This window comes from Ferdinandcohnia sp. GQ5 (assembly GCF_059759275.1).
The window spans coordinates 92442-108169 of record NZ_JCAXEW010000004.1 but is presented as its reverse complement, the minus strand read 5'-3'; the positions used below and the strand labels follow the sequence as shown (position 1 = coordinate 108169).

The 15728-nt window shown below is 39.2% G+C and carries 12 protein-coding genes; 11 read left to right on the top strand and 1 reads right to left on the bottom strand.

Translation table 11 applies throughout. The features are described from left to right. Positions 1 to 14: 14 nt before the first annotated feature. From AC6CHV_RS06505 to ebgA, 7 genes are all read left to right on the top strand, one after another. A complete protein-coding gene (locus tag AC6CHV_RS06505; RefSeq protein ID WP_498078373.1) occupies positions 15 to 662 on the top strand; it encodes a DUF624 domain-containing protein in 648 nt (215 codons plus the stop codon). A 145-nt stretch (positions 663 to 807) separates the two neighbouring features. Next, positions 808 to 1743 (top strand): dihydrodipicolinate synthase family protein, encoded by a 936-nt coding sequence (locus AC6CHV_RS06500; protein ID WP_498078372.1) that lies wholly within the window; start codon positions 808 to 810, stop codon positions 1741 to 1743. Between the two features lie 82 nt (positions 1744 to 1825). Then, positions 1826 to 2515, top strand: a complete 690-nt coding sequence (locus AC6CHV_RS06495; RefSeq protein ID WP_440272876.1) for an N-acetylmannosamine-6-phosphate 2-epimerase — start codon at positions 1826 to 1828, stop codon at positions 2513 to 2515. Continuing rightward, positions 2512 to 3384 carry an ROK family protein gene (locus tag AC6CHV_RS06490; RefSeq protein ID WP_498078371.1) on the top strand — a complete coding sequence of 291 codons (873 nt, stop codon included), beginning with the start codon at positions 2512 to 2514 and terminating at the stop codon, positions 3382 to 3384. The genes AC6CHV_RS06495 and AC6CHV_RS06490 overlap by 4 nt, the downstream gene beginning before the upstream one ends. Positions 3385 to 3430: 46 nt before the next feature. Next, positions 3431 to 5101, top strand: a complete 1671-nt coding sequence (locus AC6CHV_RS06485; RefSeq protein ID WP_498078370.1) for a glycoside hydrolase domain-containing protein — start codon at positions 3431 to 3433, stop codon at positions 5099 to 5101. Between the two features lie 230 nt (positions 5102 to 5331). After that, positions 5332 to 6579, top strand: a complete 1248-nt coding sequence (locus AC6CHV_RS06480; RefSeq protein WP_498078369.1) for an alpha-L-fucosidase — start codon at positions 5332 to 5334, stop codon at positions 6577 to 6579. Between the two features lie 323 nt (positions 6580 to 6902). Next, positions 6903 to 10067 (top strand): beta-galactosidase subunit alpha, encoded by a 3165-nt coding sequence (gene ebgA / locus AC6CHV_RS06475; RefSeq protein ID WP_498078368.1) that lies wholly within the window; start codon positions 6903 to 6905, stop codon positions 10065 to 10067. A 74-nt stretch (positions 10068 to 10141) separates the two neighbouring features. Here the strand turns inward: ebgA and AC6CHV_RS06470 are convergent, their stop codons facing one another. Then, positions 10142 to 10522 carry an SLAP domain-containing protein gene (locus AC6CHV_RS06470; RefSeq protein WP_498078367.1) on the bottom strand — a complete coding sequence of 127 codons (381 nt, stop codon included), beginning with the start codon at positions 10520 to 10522 and terminating at the stop codon, positions 10142 to 10144. A 388-nt stretch (positions 10523 to 10910) separates the two neighbouring features. On the opposite strand from AC6CHV_RS06470, the gene AC6CHV_RS06465 reads away from it, so the two are divergent. The 4 genes from AC6CHV_RS06465 (at position 10911) to AC6CHV_RS06450 (ending at position 15621) form a co-directional block, all read left to right on the top strand. After that, positions 10911 to 11726, top strand: coding sequence for a ZIP family metal transporter (locus tag AC6CHV_RS06465; protein WP_440272871.1), 816 nt, complete (start codon positions 10911 to 10913; stop codon positions 11724 to 11726). A 126-nt stretch (positions 11727 to 11852) separates the two neighbouring features. Beyond that, positions 11853 to 13397, top strand: coding sequence for a spore germination protein (locus AC6CHV_RS06460; RefSeq protein ID WP_498078366.1), 1545 nt, complete (start codon positions 11853 to 11855; stop codon positions 13395 to 13397). Beyond that, positions 13394 to 14494, top strand: coding sequence for an endospore germination permease (locus tag AC6CHV_RS06455; protein ID WP_498078365.1), 1101 nt, complete (start codon positions 13394 to 13396; stop codon positions 14492 to 14494). The genes AC6CHV_RS06460 and AC6CHV_RS06455 overlap by 4 nt, the downstream gene beginning before the upstream one ends. Beyond that, the gene (locus AC6CHV_RS06450) at positions 14491 to 15621 is read left to right on the top strand and encodes a Ger(x)C family spore germination protein (RefSeq protein ID WP_498078364.1); all 1131 of its coding nucleotides are present in this window, start codon (positions 14491 to 14493) and stop codon (positions 15619 to 15621) included. Before AC6CHV_RS06455 ends, AC6CHV_RS06450 begins: the two co-directional genes overlap by 4 nt. The last annotated feature ends 107 nt before the right edge of the window (positions 15622 to 15728 follow it).

Genomic DNA, 15728 nt, shown 5'->3' with positions numbered 1-15728 from the left:
AAAGAGGTGGGAATATGTTTCAAGCTGGCTACATGGAGAAATTAAACACAATTATGGAATGGATCACAAGGTTCTTTGTCCTTCAATTAATCTGGATATTATTCTGCCTTGTGGGTCTAGGCATTGGGGGCATATTCCCGGCAACTTTTACGATGTTTGCGATTTGCCGGAAATGGATCAATAAACAAACGGAAGTTCCAATTTTTAAGACCTTTTGGGAATTGTACCGTAAGGGCTTTCTAAAGACCAATCTTTTGGGGTGGGTCACCACGTTAACGGGCTGTAGTATCTATTATTATTTCCAGCTGTTCAAAGGGTCAGAAAGTATGATGGATATTGTCTTATTCATTGCCATATGGATTGCGGGAATCCTATATTTAATGACAGTTTTATTAATGATTCCAGTATATGTTCATTTTGATATCAAGCTGTTTAGTGTTGCTAAGCATGCACTGATCATTGCAATTGCTCATCCTTTCCATACCGCAAGTATAGCTGCACTTACTGTTGGATTTAGCATGGTGATTATCCTTATTCCGGGACTATTTCCATTCTTTAGTTTCAGTCTGCTAGCGTTTGGAGTAATGTGGATAGCAAATTCAGCCTTTACAAAAATGGAACAGAAAGTATCTAAATTCAGACAAACGAATAGTTCGGTATAAAAACTTTCTACAAAAAGATGGATGTAATGAAACAATAACGTTAGCTAACCTTCATTTTATCGCCCTTCGTTTTAGTGGTGTTTTTCTAGAATTATAGAAATAGTATTCATAACAAAAAATTTAAATCCAAAAAGGGGATAGCAACATGAAAACATGGGATTTAGACCAATTTAAAGGTGTATTTGTTGCAATGTATTCCGCCTATGATGACGCAGGCGAGGTTTGTGAAGAAAGAGTGAAAAACCTTTCCCGTTCTTATGTAAATAGCGGAGTTACTGGTTTATATGTCGGAGGCAGTTCTGGTGAGGGAATCCTGCAAACAACGGAAGAAAGAAAGAGAGTCGTAGAGGCCGTCATGCAGGAGGTTGGACGAGAGCTAACCATAATCGTCCATGTTGGAGCAAACTCAACAGAAGAAAGCAGGGAGCTAGCGATTCATGCAGAAAAATGCGGCGCGCATGCGATATCAGCCGTTCCAGCAATCTATTATCGTTTGTCAGAGCAATCGGTTGAAAAACATTGGCAGGAGATAATCGATAGCACCTCCTTACCATTTATTATTTACAACATTCCACAGACAACAGGATTTAATTTGACTCAATCGCTATTTCAAAAAATGGCTGCTCAAGAAAAGGTAATCGGAATTAAGATGTCAGGCGAAAGTGTCTATGAATTACAACAATTCAAAGCAAATGCAGGAAAAGAGTTTCTCGTTTTTAACGGACCGGATGAGCAATATTTAGGCGGCCGGATTATGGGAGCAGACGGTGGCATTGGCGGAACGTATGGAGTAATGCCGGAACTATTCTGTACGCTCGATAAATTGTATCGAGCAAATGAATTTGAAAAGGCCCAGAAATTACAATTTGAAATTAATAGCGTGATTAAAAAGTTATTAAGTTACCCTTCTTTATACGGTGCTTGTAAGTATATTTTATCACTAAGAAATATTGAAACGGGGTCCCCGAGGTTACCATTACTACCAGTCGTTCAGCAGGATTATGCTTCCCTGTCTGAATTAAATGATCGTATTCTGCGATTGATCAACACTTATATTGTTGAAGTAGAAAAAATATATTAATAGCATACTATTTTATGAAAATTGTCCTTCATTACCGAATGAAGGACAAACGTGTATTAAATTTTAATAAGGAGATGATGATATGAGGAATCATCCTTTTTTTTCGTCAATACACAATGATTTAATCGTTTCTTGCCAAGCACTTGAAGATGAGCCGTTGCACGGTTCTGAAATAATGGCAAAAATGGCTCAGGCAGCTAAGGATGGCGGGGCAAAGGCGATCCGAAGTAATTCGGCTGTGGATGTGGCTGCTATTAAGAGACAAACAGGTCTACCAATTATTGGGCTGGTCAAACGCGATTACCCAGACAGTGAAATTTATATTACAGCAACCCTTAAAGAGGTAAAGGAATTATTGGCAGTAGAGGCTGATGTAATTGCGCTTGATGCTACTTATCGCAAGCGACCCAACGGTGAAACCCTAAAGGATTTGGTCAATTATATTCATGAGCACAGTAATACGTTAGTAATGGCAGATATTGCAAACGTAAGGGATGCCGAATATGCGATGGAATGCGGTGCGGATATGGTCTCTACAACCCTTTCTGGTTATACCAATGATAGTCCCAAACAACTAGATCCAGATTTTGAACTAGTCGAACAGCTTTCCAAACTATTACCCGTCCCAGTCATTGCTGAAGGTCGCATCCAAACACCAGAGCAAGCACGTAAAATGTTGGAATTAGGCGCTTGGTCGATCGTAGTGGGGGGCGCGATAACAAGACCGCAATTAATCACAAAAACTTTTGCAGAGAGAATTGGCATCGGATGAAGCACTACCTAGCCTTTGATATCGGGGGAACACAAATTAAGTATGGGATTGTAACCGAAAATGGAGATATTCTTTCTCACTTTATGATGGACACTGCAGCCCATATAGGCGGTCAGGCAATCATTGAAAAAGTAATAGCAGCGGGGAAAACCATGGTGGCAAATTATTCCCTCAGCGGAATTGCCCTTAGCACGGCCGGACAGGTTAATTTCCAAACGGGAACGATTGTCGCTGCCGGTGAAACAATCCCTCATTATACGGGGATTGACATTAAGAAGCTTGTCAGTGAGGCACTTGGACTGCCTGTAGAAGTTAGAAATGATGTGGATTGTGCGGCCCTTGGTGAGATGTGGCTAGGTCATCACGGTTCAAGAGATTTTATTACATTGACTGTGGGCACAGGCATCGGTGGAGCGATTGTCATTGATGGAAAGATGTATTCAGGGCACTCATTCAGTGCGGGGGAATGGGGTTATATGCTTGTTGACGGAGAACCCTTTGAAAAAAATGCCTCGGTGTCGGGATTAATTCATTTTGCTAATCATTATAAGGAAGAACGGCCATGGACTGGAAAAGAAATTTTTGACTTATACGATCAGGGTGATGAGGAGATTCAGAAGGCTGTCAGACAGTTTTACCGTTATTTATCGATTGGCATCTCAAATCTTATTTATATTTTCAACCCGGAAAAAGTCATCATCGGCGGTGGGGTCACTGCTCGGGGGGAGCGTTTTTTACAGGAAGTTCAAGCAGAAATCAACAACTACTTGCTTCCTTCTTTTCAAAAGAATACAGAGATTGTACTTGCCAAGCTATCTAATCATGCTGGAATGATCGGAGCGGTTTATCATTTTTTACGTATGCGTTAGAGGCAGGGTACTATAATCTAATACGAGAAAGAGTGGAGAATGGCTAATGGAGCTAGAATTTTTAACGAGATGTTTAAGTTCTTTAACGAAGGTTTTTGCTACTCAAGAGTTAAATGAAAAGGCTGTCACAAAAGGTTCAGCACTTTTAAACGAAACGTACTCCTTCCAGGTTGCCTATAAATCTAGCACCTTATTAAAGAATATAAGAGTACGAATAAACTCTGCTTTGAAAGAGAATATTACGGTACGTTCCGTAGGATTGGTTCCATCTGAATTACCGTGTTACCACGATCATGATGATCTCATACTTAAATCTACACCAGGATTATATCCAGATCCTCTTTATCAGTATCAAAATAAGGATGGTTTAACAGCCTTTCCGAAACAGTGGCGTTCGCTTTGGATTACTGTCGATAATCTATTAGACATGGATCCGGACAAATACCTTATTGATATCATCTTTGAAAAGGAAAATGGTGAATATCTTGGTAAGGAAGTTTTCGAATTAGAGGTTATTCCGGCTGAACTGCCCCAACAAAAATTAATTCATACAGAATGGTTTCATACCGATTGCTTGGCAACCTATTACAATGTTGAGGTCTTTAGTGAGGAACATTGGAAGAGAATTGAGCAATTTGTTGATACGGCAGCAAAACATGGAATGAATATGATCCTAACACCGTTATTTACACCTCCTTTAGATACGGAGGTCGGAGGAGAACGTCCAACAGTCCAGCTTGTTGATGTAGAAAAGGTAGGAGAAAGTTACTCCTTCAAATTTGAAAAGCTCAAAAGATGGATTGAGCTGTGTAGAAAACAAGGTATAAAGCATTTTGAGTTTTCCCATCTCTTTACCCAATGGGGAGCTAGGCACGCTCCGAAAATAGTTGGTCTTGAAAATGGAGAATTTAAACGGTTCTTCGGCTGGGAAACGGATGCCACAAGCAATGAATACCGTCAATTTCTCCATCAATTTCTTCCGGAGTTAGTTGATTTTATTAAAGACAATGGATTAGAAAGCCAATGTTTTTTCCATGTATCCGATGAGCCGCATCTTGATCAAGTTCAGTCATATGAAAAAGCAAGTTCAATTCTGCAAGAACACTTGGAAGACTTTCCAGTAATTGATGCACTTTCAGATTTTACCTTTTATGAAAAAGGGCTCGTCAAAACGCCGATTCCTTCCAATGATCATATCAAACCATTTTTAGAAAATGGTGTAAAAAATCTTTGGACATATTATTGCTGTGCCCAATATAAAAAAGTTGCAAACCGATTCTTCTCGATGCCATCATTCCGTAATCGGATTCTCGGGATACAACTGTATAAATATAATATCGCTGGCTTTCTTCATTGGGGATATAATTTTTGGTATTCACAATACTCAAAAAAAGCAATAGACCCATTTAAAAATACGGATGCTAATTATTCATTCCCTTCAGGGGATGCCTTTCTCGTTTATCCTGGTGAAGATGGTCCAATCGAATCGATAAGACTTGAGGTTTTATACGAAGCTCTACAAGACTTAAGGGCGCTTCAATTGCTAGAAAGCCTGATTGGTAGAGATCAAGTTTTAGTCCTTTTGGAAGAAGGATTGGATGATGAAATCACGTTTGACCAATATCCTAAAGACCTCGAATGGTACCTGTTAAAAAGGGAACAGATTAACCAAAAGATTAAAGATAAATCTTTAATCGCAGATATAAGCTCAAGGTAGAAGGTTTATTAGTCACCATTTATATTTAATGAAAGATCATTTTATGGATGGCAAAGAGACCCGGTTATTAAGCAGGACAAAGCATTATTTTCGAATCGTTCCAGAAAGGGCTTGCCCTATTTGAATTACATGAGCAAAAACGATTGATTACATTTGTGGAAAAACCTGTTCTGGGATAATTGAAATCGACTCCAGAACCCCTTACTAAAAAGTCAAAGGGCGTGAAACGAATGAATAAGGTCAAATTAGCCCTGCCCACGGAAAGTCAAATCGCGTGGCAAAATCTTGACTTAGGGATTTTTTGTCACTTTGGAATTAATACCTTTTGTAATCAAGAATGGGGAGATGGAAACGACTCTCCCCAACTTTTTAATCCTATGGAATTAGATGCTAGACAATGGGTTAAGCTTGCCAAGGATGCAGGGTTCAAATACTTTATCCTAACTGCAAAACACCATGATGGTTTTTGTCTTTGGCCAACTGAGACGACCGAGTACTCTGTGAAATCCAGTCCTTGGAAAGATGGAAAAGGTGATGTTGTTCGTGAATGTGCCGATGCTTGCCGAGAAGAAGGAATGCACTTTGGGATTTATTTGTCACCTTGGGACCGCCATGAACCTTGCTATCATGATAAAGAAGCTTATGATGATTTCTATTGCCAGCAGCTTACCGAGTTAATGACCCAATATGGTCAAATGATTGAGGTTTGGTTTGATGGAGCAGGATCAGAAGGCAGAGTTTATAATTGGGATAGAATGATCGGAATAATAAAGACTTATCAGCCAAATGCCATGATCTTTAATATGGGACAGCCAACAATCCGATGGGTGGGAAATGAAGAAGGAGTGGCACCATATCCTTGCTGGAATACAAATAGTGCTGCAAAAATCAGTATGTTTTCCAACGAAACAGTGGATTGGCTACCCGAGACACCCGAATGGCTCCCTGCAGAATGCGATGTTCCCATTCGTAAATTACAATGGTTCTGGCATCCAAAATCAGAGATAAACTTAAGATCATTGGATGAATTAATGAATATTTACTATCATTCTGTTGGTCATGGAACAAATTTATTATTAAATATTTCCCCTGATAATCGGGGATTGATACCGAAACCGGACGCAGAGCGGTTAATAGAATTTGGGAATGAAATCAGAAGGAGATTTTCCAGTCCATTGGGAAGGACCTCGGGATGTGGAAGAGAATTACTATTAACGCTGGAAAAAGAAACAAGTATCAACCACATTGTGTTAATGGAAGAGATTCGATTTGGTGAACGTGTAAGGAAATTTGAGTTAGAGGCATTCGTGGATAACGAATGGATTTCGATTGCATTAGGTACGGCGATGGGCCACCGTTATATTTTACAAATCCCCAAAATTAAATCCAGTAAGTTGAGACTGAAAATCAAGGAGTCTGTGAAGAATCCAATCGTAAAAGAATTTTCTTGTTACTATGTAGAAACATTAGAAGAATGATGTATAAATGTTAAAAGCTATTGATATTTTTATACTAGATTCGTGTTATTGATTACATGAGTCTTTTTTAATATCAAAGATTACTTCTACGAAATTGAATGTATACATGCACGGACGTTTCCCTATTCAAAATATACAAAACTCTTAAGACTTTTTTAGTGAATGCTAATACTATTTTAATCCATACAGATAATTTAAGAAATCGATTAAGATAAGGTGCTATTCTTTAGAGAGTGGTAGATTGAAAGGGTTTTCGTGCGTTTTATCATCTTATTAAGATAGAGGAAATATTGAATTTCAAAAGGTATTTGGGGGGGATTTGAATGGTTAAGAAAAATGACTGGGAAAACATAAATGTCCTACAAAGGGGAAGATTGCCTGAACGCGCCTACTTTCTATCGTTTACAGATGAACAATCTGCGTTAACATACGAAAGAGGAAATTCCGAAGGATTTAAATTATTAAATGGAAGTTGGAAATTTCATTATGCTGAAAACCCAAAACTCGCACCCGAGCATTTTTATAAAAATGATTTTGATGTGAGTGAGTGGGATAGTCTCATGGTTCCCTCACATTGGCAAATGAATGGATACGGAAAGCCGCATTACACAAATGTTCAATATCCGTTTCCGGTTGAGCCACCATACGTTCCAACAGAAAACCCAAACGGGTCTTACCGACGTAATTTTTACATTCCAACAGAATGGCTTCAGAAAAAAATGATATTGAGGTTTGAGGGAGTAGACAGCGCTTTTCACGTTTGGGTTAATGGTCAGGAAGTTGGTTACAGCCAAGGTAGCCGGATTCCATCTGAATTTGATATCACTTCATATATTGTGGAAGGTGAGAATACATTAGCTGTCAGGGTTTATCAATGGTCTGATGGCAGTTACTTAGAAGATCAGGATATGTGGTGGTTAAGTGGGATCTTTAGAGATGTGTATCTATTAGCAAAACCAAAGGTCCATATTCAAGATTTATTTGTCAAAACAAATCTGGATGGCCAGTATAAAGATGCGATCCTTTCCATCGATACGGTAATCGAAAACTATACTTGTCAAGCTTTTGAAAAATATCAACTCGAATACCGCCTTCTTGATCAGGGAGGAAAGTTGGTTTCCAAACAGTCTAAACAGGTGGTTCTGCCGGAAAATCAAAAAGCAAGTTTCCATATCGATATTCCAGTAGAGAGTCCAGAAAAATGGTCAGCGGAACACCCCTATTTATACCATTTGTTGATTACGTTGAAGGATCATTCAGGAAATCAGATTGAGGTGATACCGAATAGAACTGGTTTCCGTTCGGTGGAATTGAAGGACGGAGTTTGCCTCATTAATGGTGAGGCCATTAAATTCAAGGGTGTAAATCGTCATGACCATCATCCAGATTTAGGTAGGGCTGTACCTCTCGCTATGATGGAGAAGGATGTCATTCTGATGAAACAGAATAATATTAATGCCGTAAGAACAGCTCATTATCCAAATGATCCGAGATTCTATGATCTTTGTAATGTTTATGGTCTTTATGTTATCGATGAAGCAGATTTAGAAACCCATGGCTTCGAACGTGCTGGTAATGGAAATCAGTTAAGTGATAATCCAGAGTGGGAAGAAGCGTATTTAGATAGGGCTAAACGAATGGTCGCACGCGATAAAAATCATCCTTCTATTATTATGTGGTCATTAGGGAATGAATCTGGATTTGGCTGTAACCATGAATCAATGGGTAAATGGATCAAAGAAAATGACCCAACACGCCTTGTTCACTATGAAGGTGAAACGAGAAGCATCATGAATCAATACGGTGATGATCCAAAAAGAGATCCAACTGTTTCCGATATACATACAACGATGTACACCTCTATTGACATTTTGGAAAAGCTGGGGCAAAGAACGGATTTAAGCAAGCCGCATATTCTTTGTGAATATATCCATGCGATGGGAAATGGACCTGGTGGAATCAAAGAGTATTGGGATCTATTTTACCAATACAAACGTTTACAGGGTGGCTTTGTCTGGGAATGGTGTGATCATGGGATTCGTCTTCAAACAAAAGATGGAGTAGAATACTATGCTTACGGCGGAGATTTTGGTGATACCCCGAATGATTATAATTTTGTCATTGATGGGCTTGTGATGCCTGATCGAACACCGTCTCCGGGACTAATTGAGTATAAAAAAGTGATTGAACCTGTTCATGTCGAGGCTGTAGATTTAAATAATGGAAAGGTACGTATCACGAACCTCTATGACTTTATTTCCTTGAGTCATTTACATTTATCGTGGTCAGTTGAATCAGATGGAAAGGTTATTGACAATGGTGTGATACCAGCTCCTGAAGTTGCACCAGGTGAAACGATGACGCTTGCAATTCCATACAAGCTTCCCGAACTGTTCCAACCTGATACAGACTTTTGGTTAAACCTTCAATTTACCTTGGCAGCTGATGCGCTATGGGCAAAAACAGGACATGAAATTGCTTGGACGCAGTTTGAATTACCTGTAACGAGTACGATTGAAAAGGAGATTGTTCCATCTTTCCATCAACCTCTATCATGTCTTGAAAAGAATAATCAGCTTTTAGTACAGGGTGAGGACTTTCAGATTGAGTTTAATCTCGTTTATGGGAAGATGGATTCATGGTCTTATCGAGATATTAACCTTATGGAAGAAGGACCAAAGCTTAACTTGTGGAGGGCGTTAATTGATAATGATCACCGTTCAGCGTCTGAATGGAAGAAATATGGCCTGCATTGGCTGCAACATCGTGTAGATGGCGTGGAGTGGCAACAACCAACCAGCGATCAGGTAGTGATTACTTCTAGCGTTCGAATTGCACCGCCAATTTTATCCTGGGGAATTCGTGTTACTTATACGTATACAATATCTAGCAATGGTGAAATATCTATTACTGTGAAAGGATGTCCAGAAGGTAGTGGCCCGATAACATTACCACGGATTGGCTTGCAAATGAGGTTGCCAGTTTATTTAGATGATGTGTCCTGGTATGGAAGAGGTCCGGGCGAAGCCTACAGCGACAGTAGGCAGGCCACGCGAATTGGCGTTTTTGATAAAAAGGTGGAGGAGCTGTATACTCCATATATCTATCCTCAGGAAAATGGCAATCGCCATGAAGTTCGCTGGTTGACTTTGACAAATACTGAAGGAATAGGATTTGTCGTAGCGGGTGAACCAACAATTGATTTCAGTGCTCATTATTATACAACGGAAAATCTGGATAAGGCTCAGCACACATATGATTTGATAAAGCAGGATTTTATCACGTTTAACTTGGATCATCAACAGCATGGTCTTGGGTCGGCTAGCTGTGGGCCAGATGTAGACGAACCATACCGATTAAAAAACGAGAATTTCCAATTTGCTGTTCACTTAAAGCCCTTTTCTGCGAACGAAAGTTCAAAAGTAGATATAGGAAAGTCACTAAGGTCAAAGCATGGACAAAAAGCACTGAGTACTCCTCTGATATGAGATTGCATGGATTAAGGTACATTACAAAAGGTCTAGTCCAATAAAGAAAAGAGAAGTAGATTCAAAAATGGAGTCTACTTCTCTTTTTTAAGTTTAAGTGTCACATGTTCGATTGAATTTAGGATTTGAAAACTATCAGGTGGAAAAATAAAAGTCCACGGCATGCTGGTTTCAGGTGGCACCTGGAGGGCAGGAAGGGTAAATTCGTGCTCAGCCAGGAGTTTTTTTTCATCAAAAAGCTGTAGCGATGTATTTTCAAATACAAGATTTTGTGGCGTTCGATTATGAATAATGGCGGTTACTAATTGTTCGTTTTTGTGATTTACTGCAATCCGGAAGGGTGTAAAACCAACTCCTTTTTCCGGGGTCTCCTTACTAAAAAGCTGTTGGATTATATCACGATCGTTCTGTGAAATCGTCCGATCCCACGCGTCCTCAAAAACTAGTTTTTGCATGATCTCACCTCTCTTCTACTAATTATAGCAAGCAGGCTATTCTTTTGTGAAATTAGCCATGGACGATGGTTTGTCCGATAAATTTACTCTTTTGTCCGATATCTTTTAATTTATGTCCGATAAAAGGGAGCTTGTGTCCGATATCCATCAGTTTATGTCCGATAAAAGGGAAACTGTGTCCGTTAACCTTTATTTATGTCCAATAACCTGGAGCCTGTTTCCGATAACCATGAATCTTTGTAGGATAACCGGAAAAGTTTGTCCGAAAACCCGAAAACTCAATCTGTATCTGTCCAACTCCACCTCGTACCCAACCCTGCCCCATAATTTACCCTAAGATTGGTTAAGCTAAACTATCATGTAATTGGTTAAAAAGGAGTTCTTGAGTATGGTAGACTTTTTCGAGAATTTTCATCCGGTTATGCAAGCGTTGATTGCAACTTTGTTTACATGGGGGATGACTGCACTAGGGGCAACCCTTGTTTTTGCAACAAAGACGATCAATCAGCGTCTTTTGGATAGTATGTTAGGTTTCGCTGGAGGCGTAATGATTGCTGCTAGCTATTGGTCGCTTTTGGGACCAGCGATTGAGATGTCCAGCGACAATCAAATTGGTGCTTGGTTTCCCGCAGCGCTCGGATTCCTGTTAGGGGGCATTTTTCTATGGGGAATTGATAAGATTTTGCCTCATCTTCACCCAAATGCACCTATCAATGACGCAGAAGGCTTACATCCAAAAGGACAAAAGCGAAGTACGCTCTTAGTTCTCGCGATTACACTTCATAATATTCCTGAGGGATTGGCTGTTGGAATCGCGTTTGGTGCCCTTGCTAATGGAGGGACGGAAGCTTCTTTAGCGGGTGCCTTGACCTTGGCCCTTGGAATTGGCATTCAAAACTTTCCGGAAGGTATTGCGGTTTCAATGCCGTTAAGAGGGGACGGCATGTCCCGTCGAAAGAGCTTCTTTTACGGGCAATTTTCAGGGATGGTCGAGCCGATTGCTGCAGTTGTTGGGGCAGTTGCGGTATCCTTCATTGAACCATTGCTTCCTTACGCATTAAGCTTTGCGGCTGGTGCGATGATTTTTGTTGTCGCAGAAGAAGTCATTCCAAGTTCTCAGGAAAAAGGCAATAAAGATCTCGCATCCATGAGTTTAATGATTGGATTTGTTGTGATGATGATACTTGACGTCGCATTGGGCTAACTATTACAAAACATTATAGGTGCAACCATTCAACGTTGAAAAACCGGTCATTGACCCGGTTCCCTTTTTGCATGTTTTTCCAGTTTTTGTCGCATACTAAACCATCATATCGTAGGTGGTTTTCATATGTCTTTTTTTAAAAAGTATAAAAAGGAAACACAACAGCAACCAACGAGCCCTAACGAAAATTCAGAACCACAAGCGGAACTGATCAGCTTGAATTTAATAGATAACATCAATGAGATACAAAGCATTTTTAGTAAAACACCAGATTTAGTCGTGACCAACATTGTGATTAAACAAACAAATGAGAAAGCTGCACTCGTCTATTTAGGTGAACTTACAGATTCTACGGTGGTCAGTGAGCATGTACTAAGACCATTGTTATTTCATGTTGATACTACTCATGAGGATTTAACACCTAAGGTATCGGTCCCCCATATCAAGGAAGTGAATACATGGTCAAAAGTCACGGACGAAATTTTAAAAGGAAAAAGCGTCTTATTTATGGATGGGTCCCAAGTTGCATTCCTTTTAGATACTGGAAAATGGCCGGAGCGATCAATTGAGGATACCCCGATTGAGTCTTCCATTTATGGTGAACACATTGGGTTTACTGAATCTGGAAGTACAAATATTGCACTCATCCGAAAACATATTAAAAATCAACGTTTAAAAATAAATGATTATAGCATTGGTGAAAGAGGGAAAACGAAGGTCTCCCTTTTATACTTAGACGATGTTGCCAATCCGGATTTAATTAAGGAACTTGAAAACCGTCTTCAAAAGGTTAAGGTTGATAGTATTACAAATTGTATCATATTAGAAGAATACATAGAGGATAATCCCTATTCGCCATTCCCACAACTTCTTGTTACAGAGCGTACTGATTTTGCCACTTTGGAGATTTTAGCGGGAAGAATTGTGATAGTGGTGGATGGGGCACCTAATGTTTTAGTTGCGCCATCTACATTTTTTTCCTTTTTTAAGAGCATAGATGATTATACGTCGCGTTGGTTGGTCGCCTCTTTTATCCGACTGTTAAGGTATATTGGTTTTTTTACGGCAATCTTTCTACCAGCGACTTATATCGCAATCATAGCCTTTCATTTTGAGGTGATTCCTTTAAAATTGCTAATGTCTATAGGGGTGTCGCGAGAAAGGGTACCATTTCCGCCGTTTATAGAGGCATTAATTATGGAAATTGCCCTGGAGATGTTACGTGAGGCCGGAATTCGACTCCCAGCCAAAATTGGGCAAACCATTGGAATCGTCGGTGGTATTGTGATTGGACAGGCGGCTGTACAGGCTGGAATCGTTAGTAATATTATGGTCATTGTTGTTGCCATAACTGCAGTTGCCTCTTTTATCATTCCAAATTATCAAATGGGTGCATCCATCAGGCTTATTCGATTTCCAATGATGATTATGGCATCTTTATTTGGATTTGTTGGATTAAGTGTAGGTTTAATGACATTACTAATCCATTTAATTGAGCTAAAATCGCTTGGTGTCTCCTATACTAGTCCAGTTTCTCCCTTGAGAATTCAAGACTGGAAGGATTTGTTTATACGCTTTCCACAATGGTCAATCACCAAGCGTCCGGTTAGTTCTTTAGCTATTCAATTGAGAAGGGCGGATTCTATTCGTCCAAAGGAAGACAAAAAATGATGAATGTTCAAGGTAAACAAATATCAATCGTTCAGTACATCTTATTAATTCATGGTGTTCAAGTAGGCGTTGGCGTCCTTACCTTACCTAGAGATGTAGCAGAAAAGGCAGGGACTGATGGGTGGATTGGCATAATAATAGGATGGTTCATTGCTACAATTACTAGTTTAATTATTATTCAAATTATGAAAAAATACCCGAATGGAACGATTCTTGACCTGTTGAAACATTACTTTGGTAAGTGGGCTGCTAAAGTGGGTGGGGGTATCCTGGCTGTGTATTTTGGTTTATTAGCACTCTATTCTTTTATTACAGAGGCGATGTTTATACAAGCTTGGGTCTTACCAAGAGTTTCTATATTTTTATTATTAATTTTGTTATCGATCCCATCGTATTTATTGGTTCGTAACAATATTCAAATTATAGGCAGATATTCGGTGGTAGTTTTTTTAATGACGATTTGGATTCTTGTCTTATATGTATATTCTTTTAAGGAGGGCCAAATTCTAAACCTTCTTCCTCTTTTAAAGGAAGGCTGGCAACCCGTCGTGAAAACTTTAAAAATCAGCATTATTATCTATGTTGGATTTGATATCGCTTTTTACCTTTATCCCTTTTTAGAAAAAAAGGAAAATGCCTCAATTGGAGTTGTTATTGCGAATACCATTACAATGATTGCCTATTTAATTATAACGCTTGGAGCATTTGTGGTCTTTAGTCCTGATGAAATTACAAAATTTAATGAACCAACCATCACAGTCTTGAAAGTAATTGAATTGACCTTTATCGAACGATTGGAGATTGTAGTATTTGCATTTTATATATTTGTGATGTCTACAAAAGTCCTTCCACTTATGTTCGTATCTGTGTTTAGTACAAGTTGGATATTTGGAAAAGTGGATCACTCAAAACCATTATTCTGGTTCCTGGTCATAAGTGTAATTTATGTTTTATTGTTTCCTCCCTCAGTACGTATGGATTTAATTTTGGCTAAGGAAATACACAGAATAAGTTATCTCTTTTCGTATGTTTTCCCGATTTGTTTATGGGGGTATGTCCTCATACATGGGCTAATGAAGAGGAGGAGCTTGAAATGAAACGTTACGTTCTTCCACTTTTGTGTGTTTCACTTTTAATGATGCTTACGAGCTGTGGATACCAGGTTCCATTGGAGGATACGACGATTGTCTTCGTCCTTGGGATTGATCTGGATGAGGACAATAACCTCATTTTTTATGAGTCAAGCCCTGTATTTAGTAAGGGGGCAAAGTCGCAAAGGGATATATACCACACTAAGGCTGATACCATTCGAGATTCTAGAAAATTTTTTGATGCAGTGACAGGTGGCGAGGTATCGGCTGCCAAAATCCAGATCCTTTTACTGGGAAAACGGGTTGTGGAACATGGGGACTGGTTTCCTATACTAGATACAATGTACCGGAACAGTAATTTTTCGATCAATACAAGAGTGGTTATTGTGGACGGTCAAGTATCGGATGTCGTCAATTATAATCCGGAAAGCAATGCACTTCTTGCGGTGTACTTGAAAAATGATATTGATAAAAATCATAAACGAACACGAACCGAAAAAGGGACGCTTCAACAACTTCATTCTGAGTTTTTTGACAAGGGAGTGACACCAGCTTTAGCCAATGTGAAAAAGGGTAAAAAGGTTGAAGTAACTGGAACCGCCTTACTTAACAATCGTGGGAAATATGTGGATTCACTTGATTTATCGGAATCCACGTTATACCTCTTTTTAAAGCATAATCGGAAACATCAAATTAGTTATACGACCATTACGATTCCGGCTGAAAAGGAGGAGGGGATTTTTCATAAAAATGATTTGAGTTTTGAAGTAAAAACGGTGAAGTCCAAGGTTAAAACGTCGCATGACGAGGACAGATTTAAGTTTGATGTTAAAATTTCGATGTCCGTCGCTATTCTTGAAAGTTTATTACCAGTAGATATGATATCTCATGAAAAGGAACTCAAGAAAACAATTGAGGATCGGTTGAAAACGGGATATGAGGAACTGTTTAAAAAAATTCAAGGTCATAAAGTCGACCCGTTCGGATTTGGGATCTACGCTAGAGCCTATCAGTATAAAGAATTTAAAAAGGTAGAGGATAACTGGGGTCAAGCACTATCCGAAGCTGATATCAATGTAACTGTTGAAGTAGATATTAAGAGCATGGGTACTGTCAATGACACGAGTAAGTAAACAAACTTTTGGTTACGACGGGATAAAGTATAGTGCCTGAATCCATCATAGGGTTCAGGCCTTTTTGTGGTAGTTTATGGTATTATTATAGTGGAGTATGAGGGAGT

Coding starts and splice junctions, on each gene's coding strand:
- AC6CHV_RS06480 (WP_498078369.1), top strand. CDS start 5,332: ATGAATAAGGTCAAATTAGCCCTGCCCACGGAAAGTCAAATCGCGTGG.
- AC6CHV_RS06460 (WP_498078366.1), top strand. CDS start 11,853: ATGTCTTTTTTTAAAAAGTATAAAAAGGAAACACAACAGCAACCAACG.
- AC6CHV_RS06450 (WP_498078364.1), top strand. CDS start 14,491: ATGAAACGTTACGTTCTTCCACTTTTGTGTGTTTCACTTTTAATGATG.
- AC6CHV_RS06495 (WP_440272876.1), top strand. CDS start 1,826: ATGAGGAATCATCCTTTTTTTTCGTCAATACACAATGATTTAATCGTT.
- AC6CHV_RS06500 (WP_498078372.1), top strand. CDS start 808: ATGAAAACATGGGATTTAGACCAATTTAAAGGTGTATTTGTTGCAATG.
- AC6CHV_RS06485 (WP_498078370.1), top strand. CDS start 3,431: ATGGAGCTAGAATTTTTAACGAGATGTTTAAGTTCTTTAACGAAGGTT.
- AC6CHV_RS06490 (WP_498078371.1), top strand. CDS start 2,512: ATGAAGCACTACCTAGCCTTTGATATCGGGGGAACACAAATTAAGTAT.
- ebgA (WP_498078368.1), top strand. CDS start 6,903: ATGGTTAAGAAAAATGACTGGGAAAACATAAATGTCCTACAAAGGGGA.
- AC6CHV_RS06465 (WP_440272871.1), top strand. CDS start 10,911: ATGGTAGACTTTTTCGAGAATTTTCATCCGGTTATGCAAGCGTTGATT.
- AC6CHV_RS06470 (WP_498078367.1), bottom strand. CDS start 10,522: ATGCAAAAACTAGTTTTTGAGGACGCGTGGGATCGGACGATTTCACAG.
- AC6CHV_RS06505 (WP_498078373.1), top strand. CDS start 15: ATGTTTCAAGCTGGCTACATGGAGAAATTAAACACAATTATGGAATGG.
- AC6CHV_RS06455 (WP_498078365.1), top strand. CDS start 13,394: ATGATGAATGTTCAAGGTAAACAAATATCAATCGTTCAGTACATCTTA.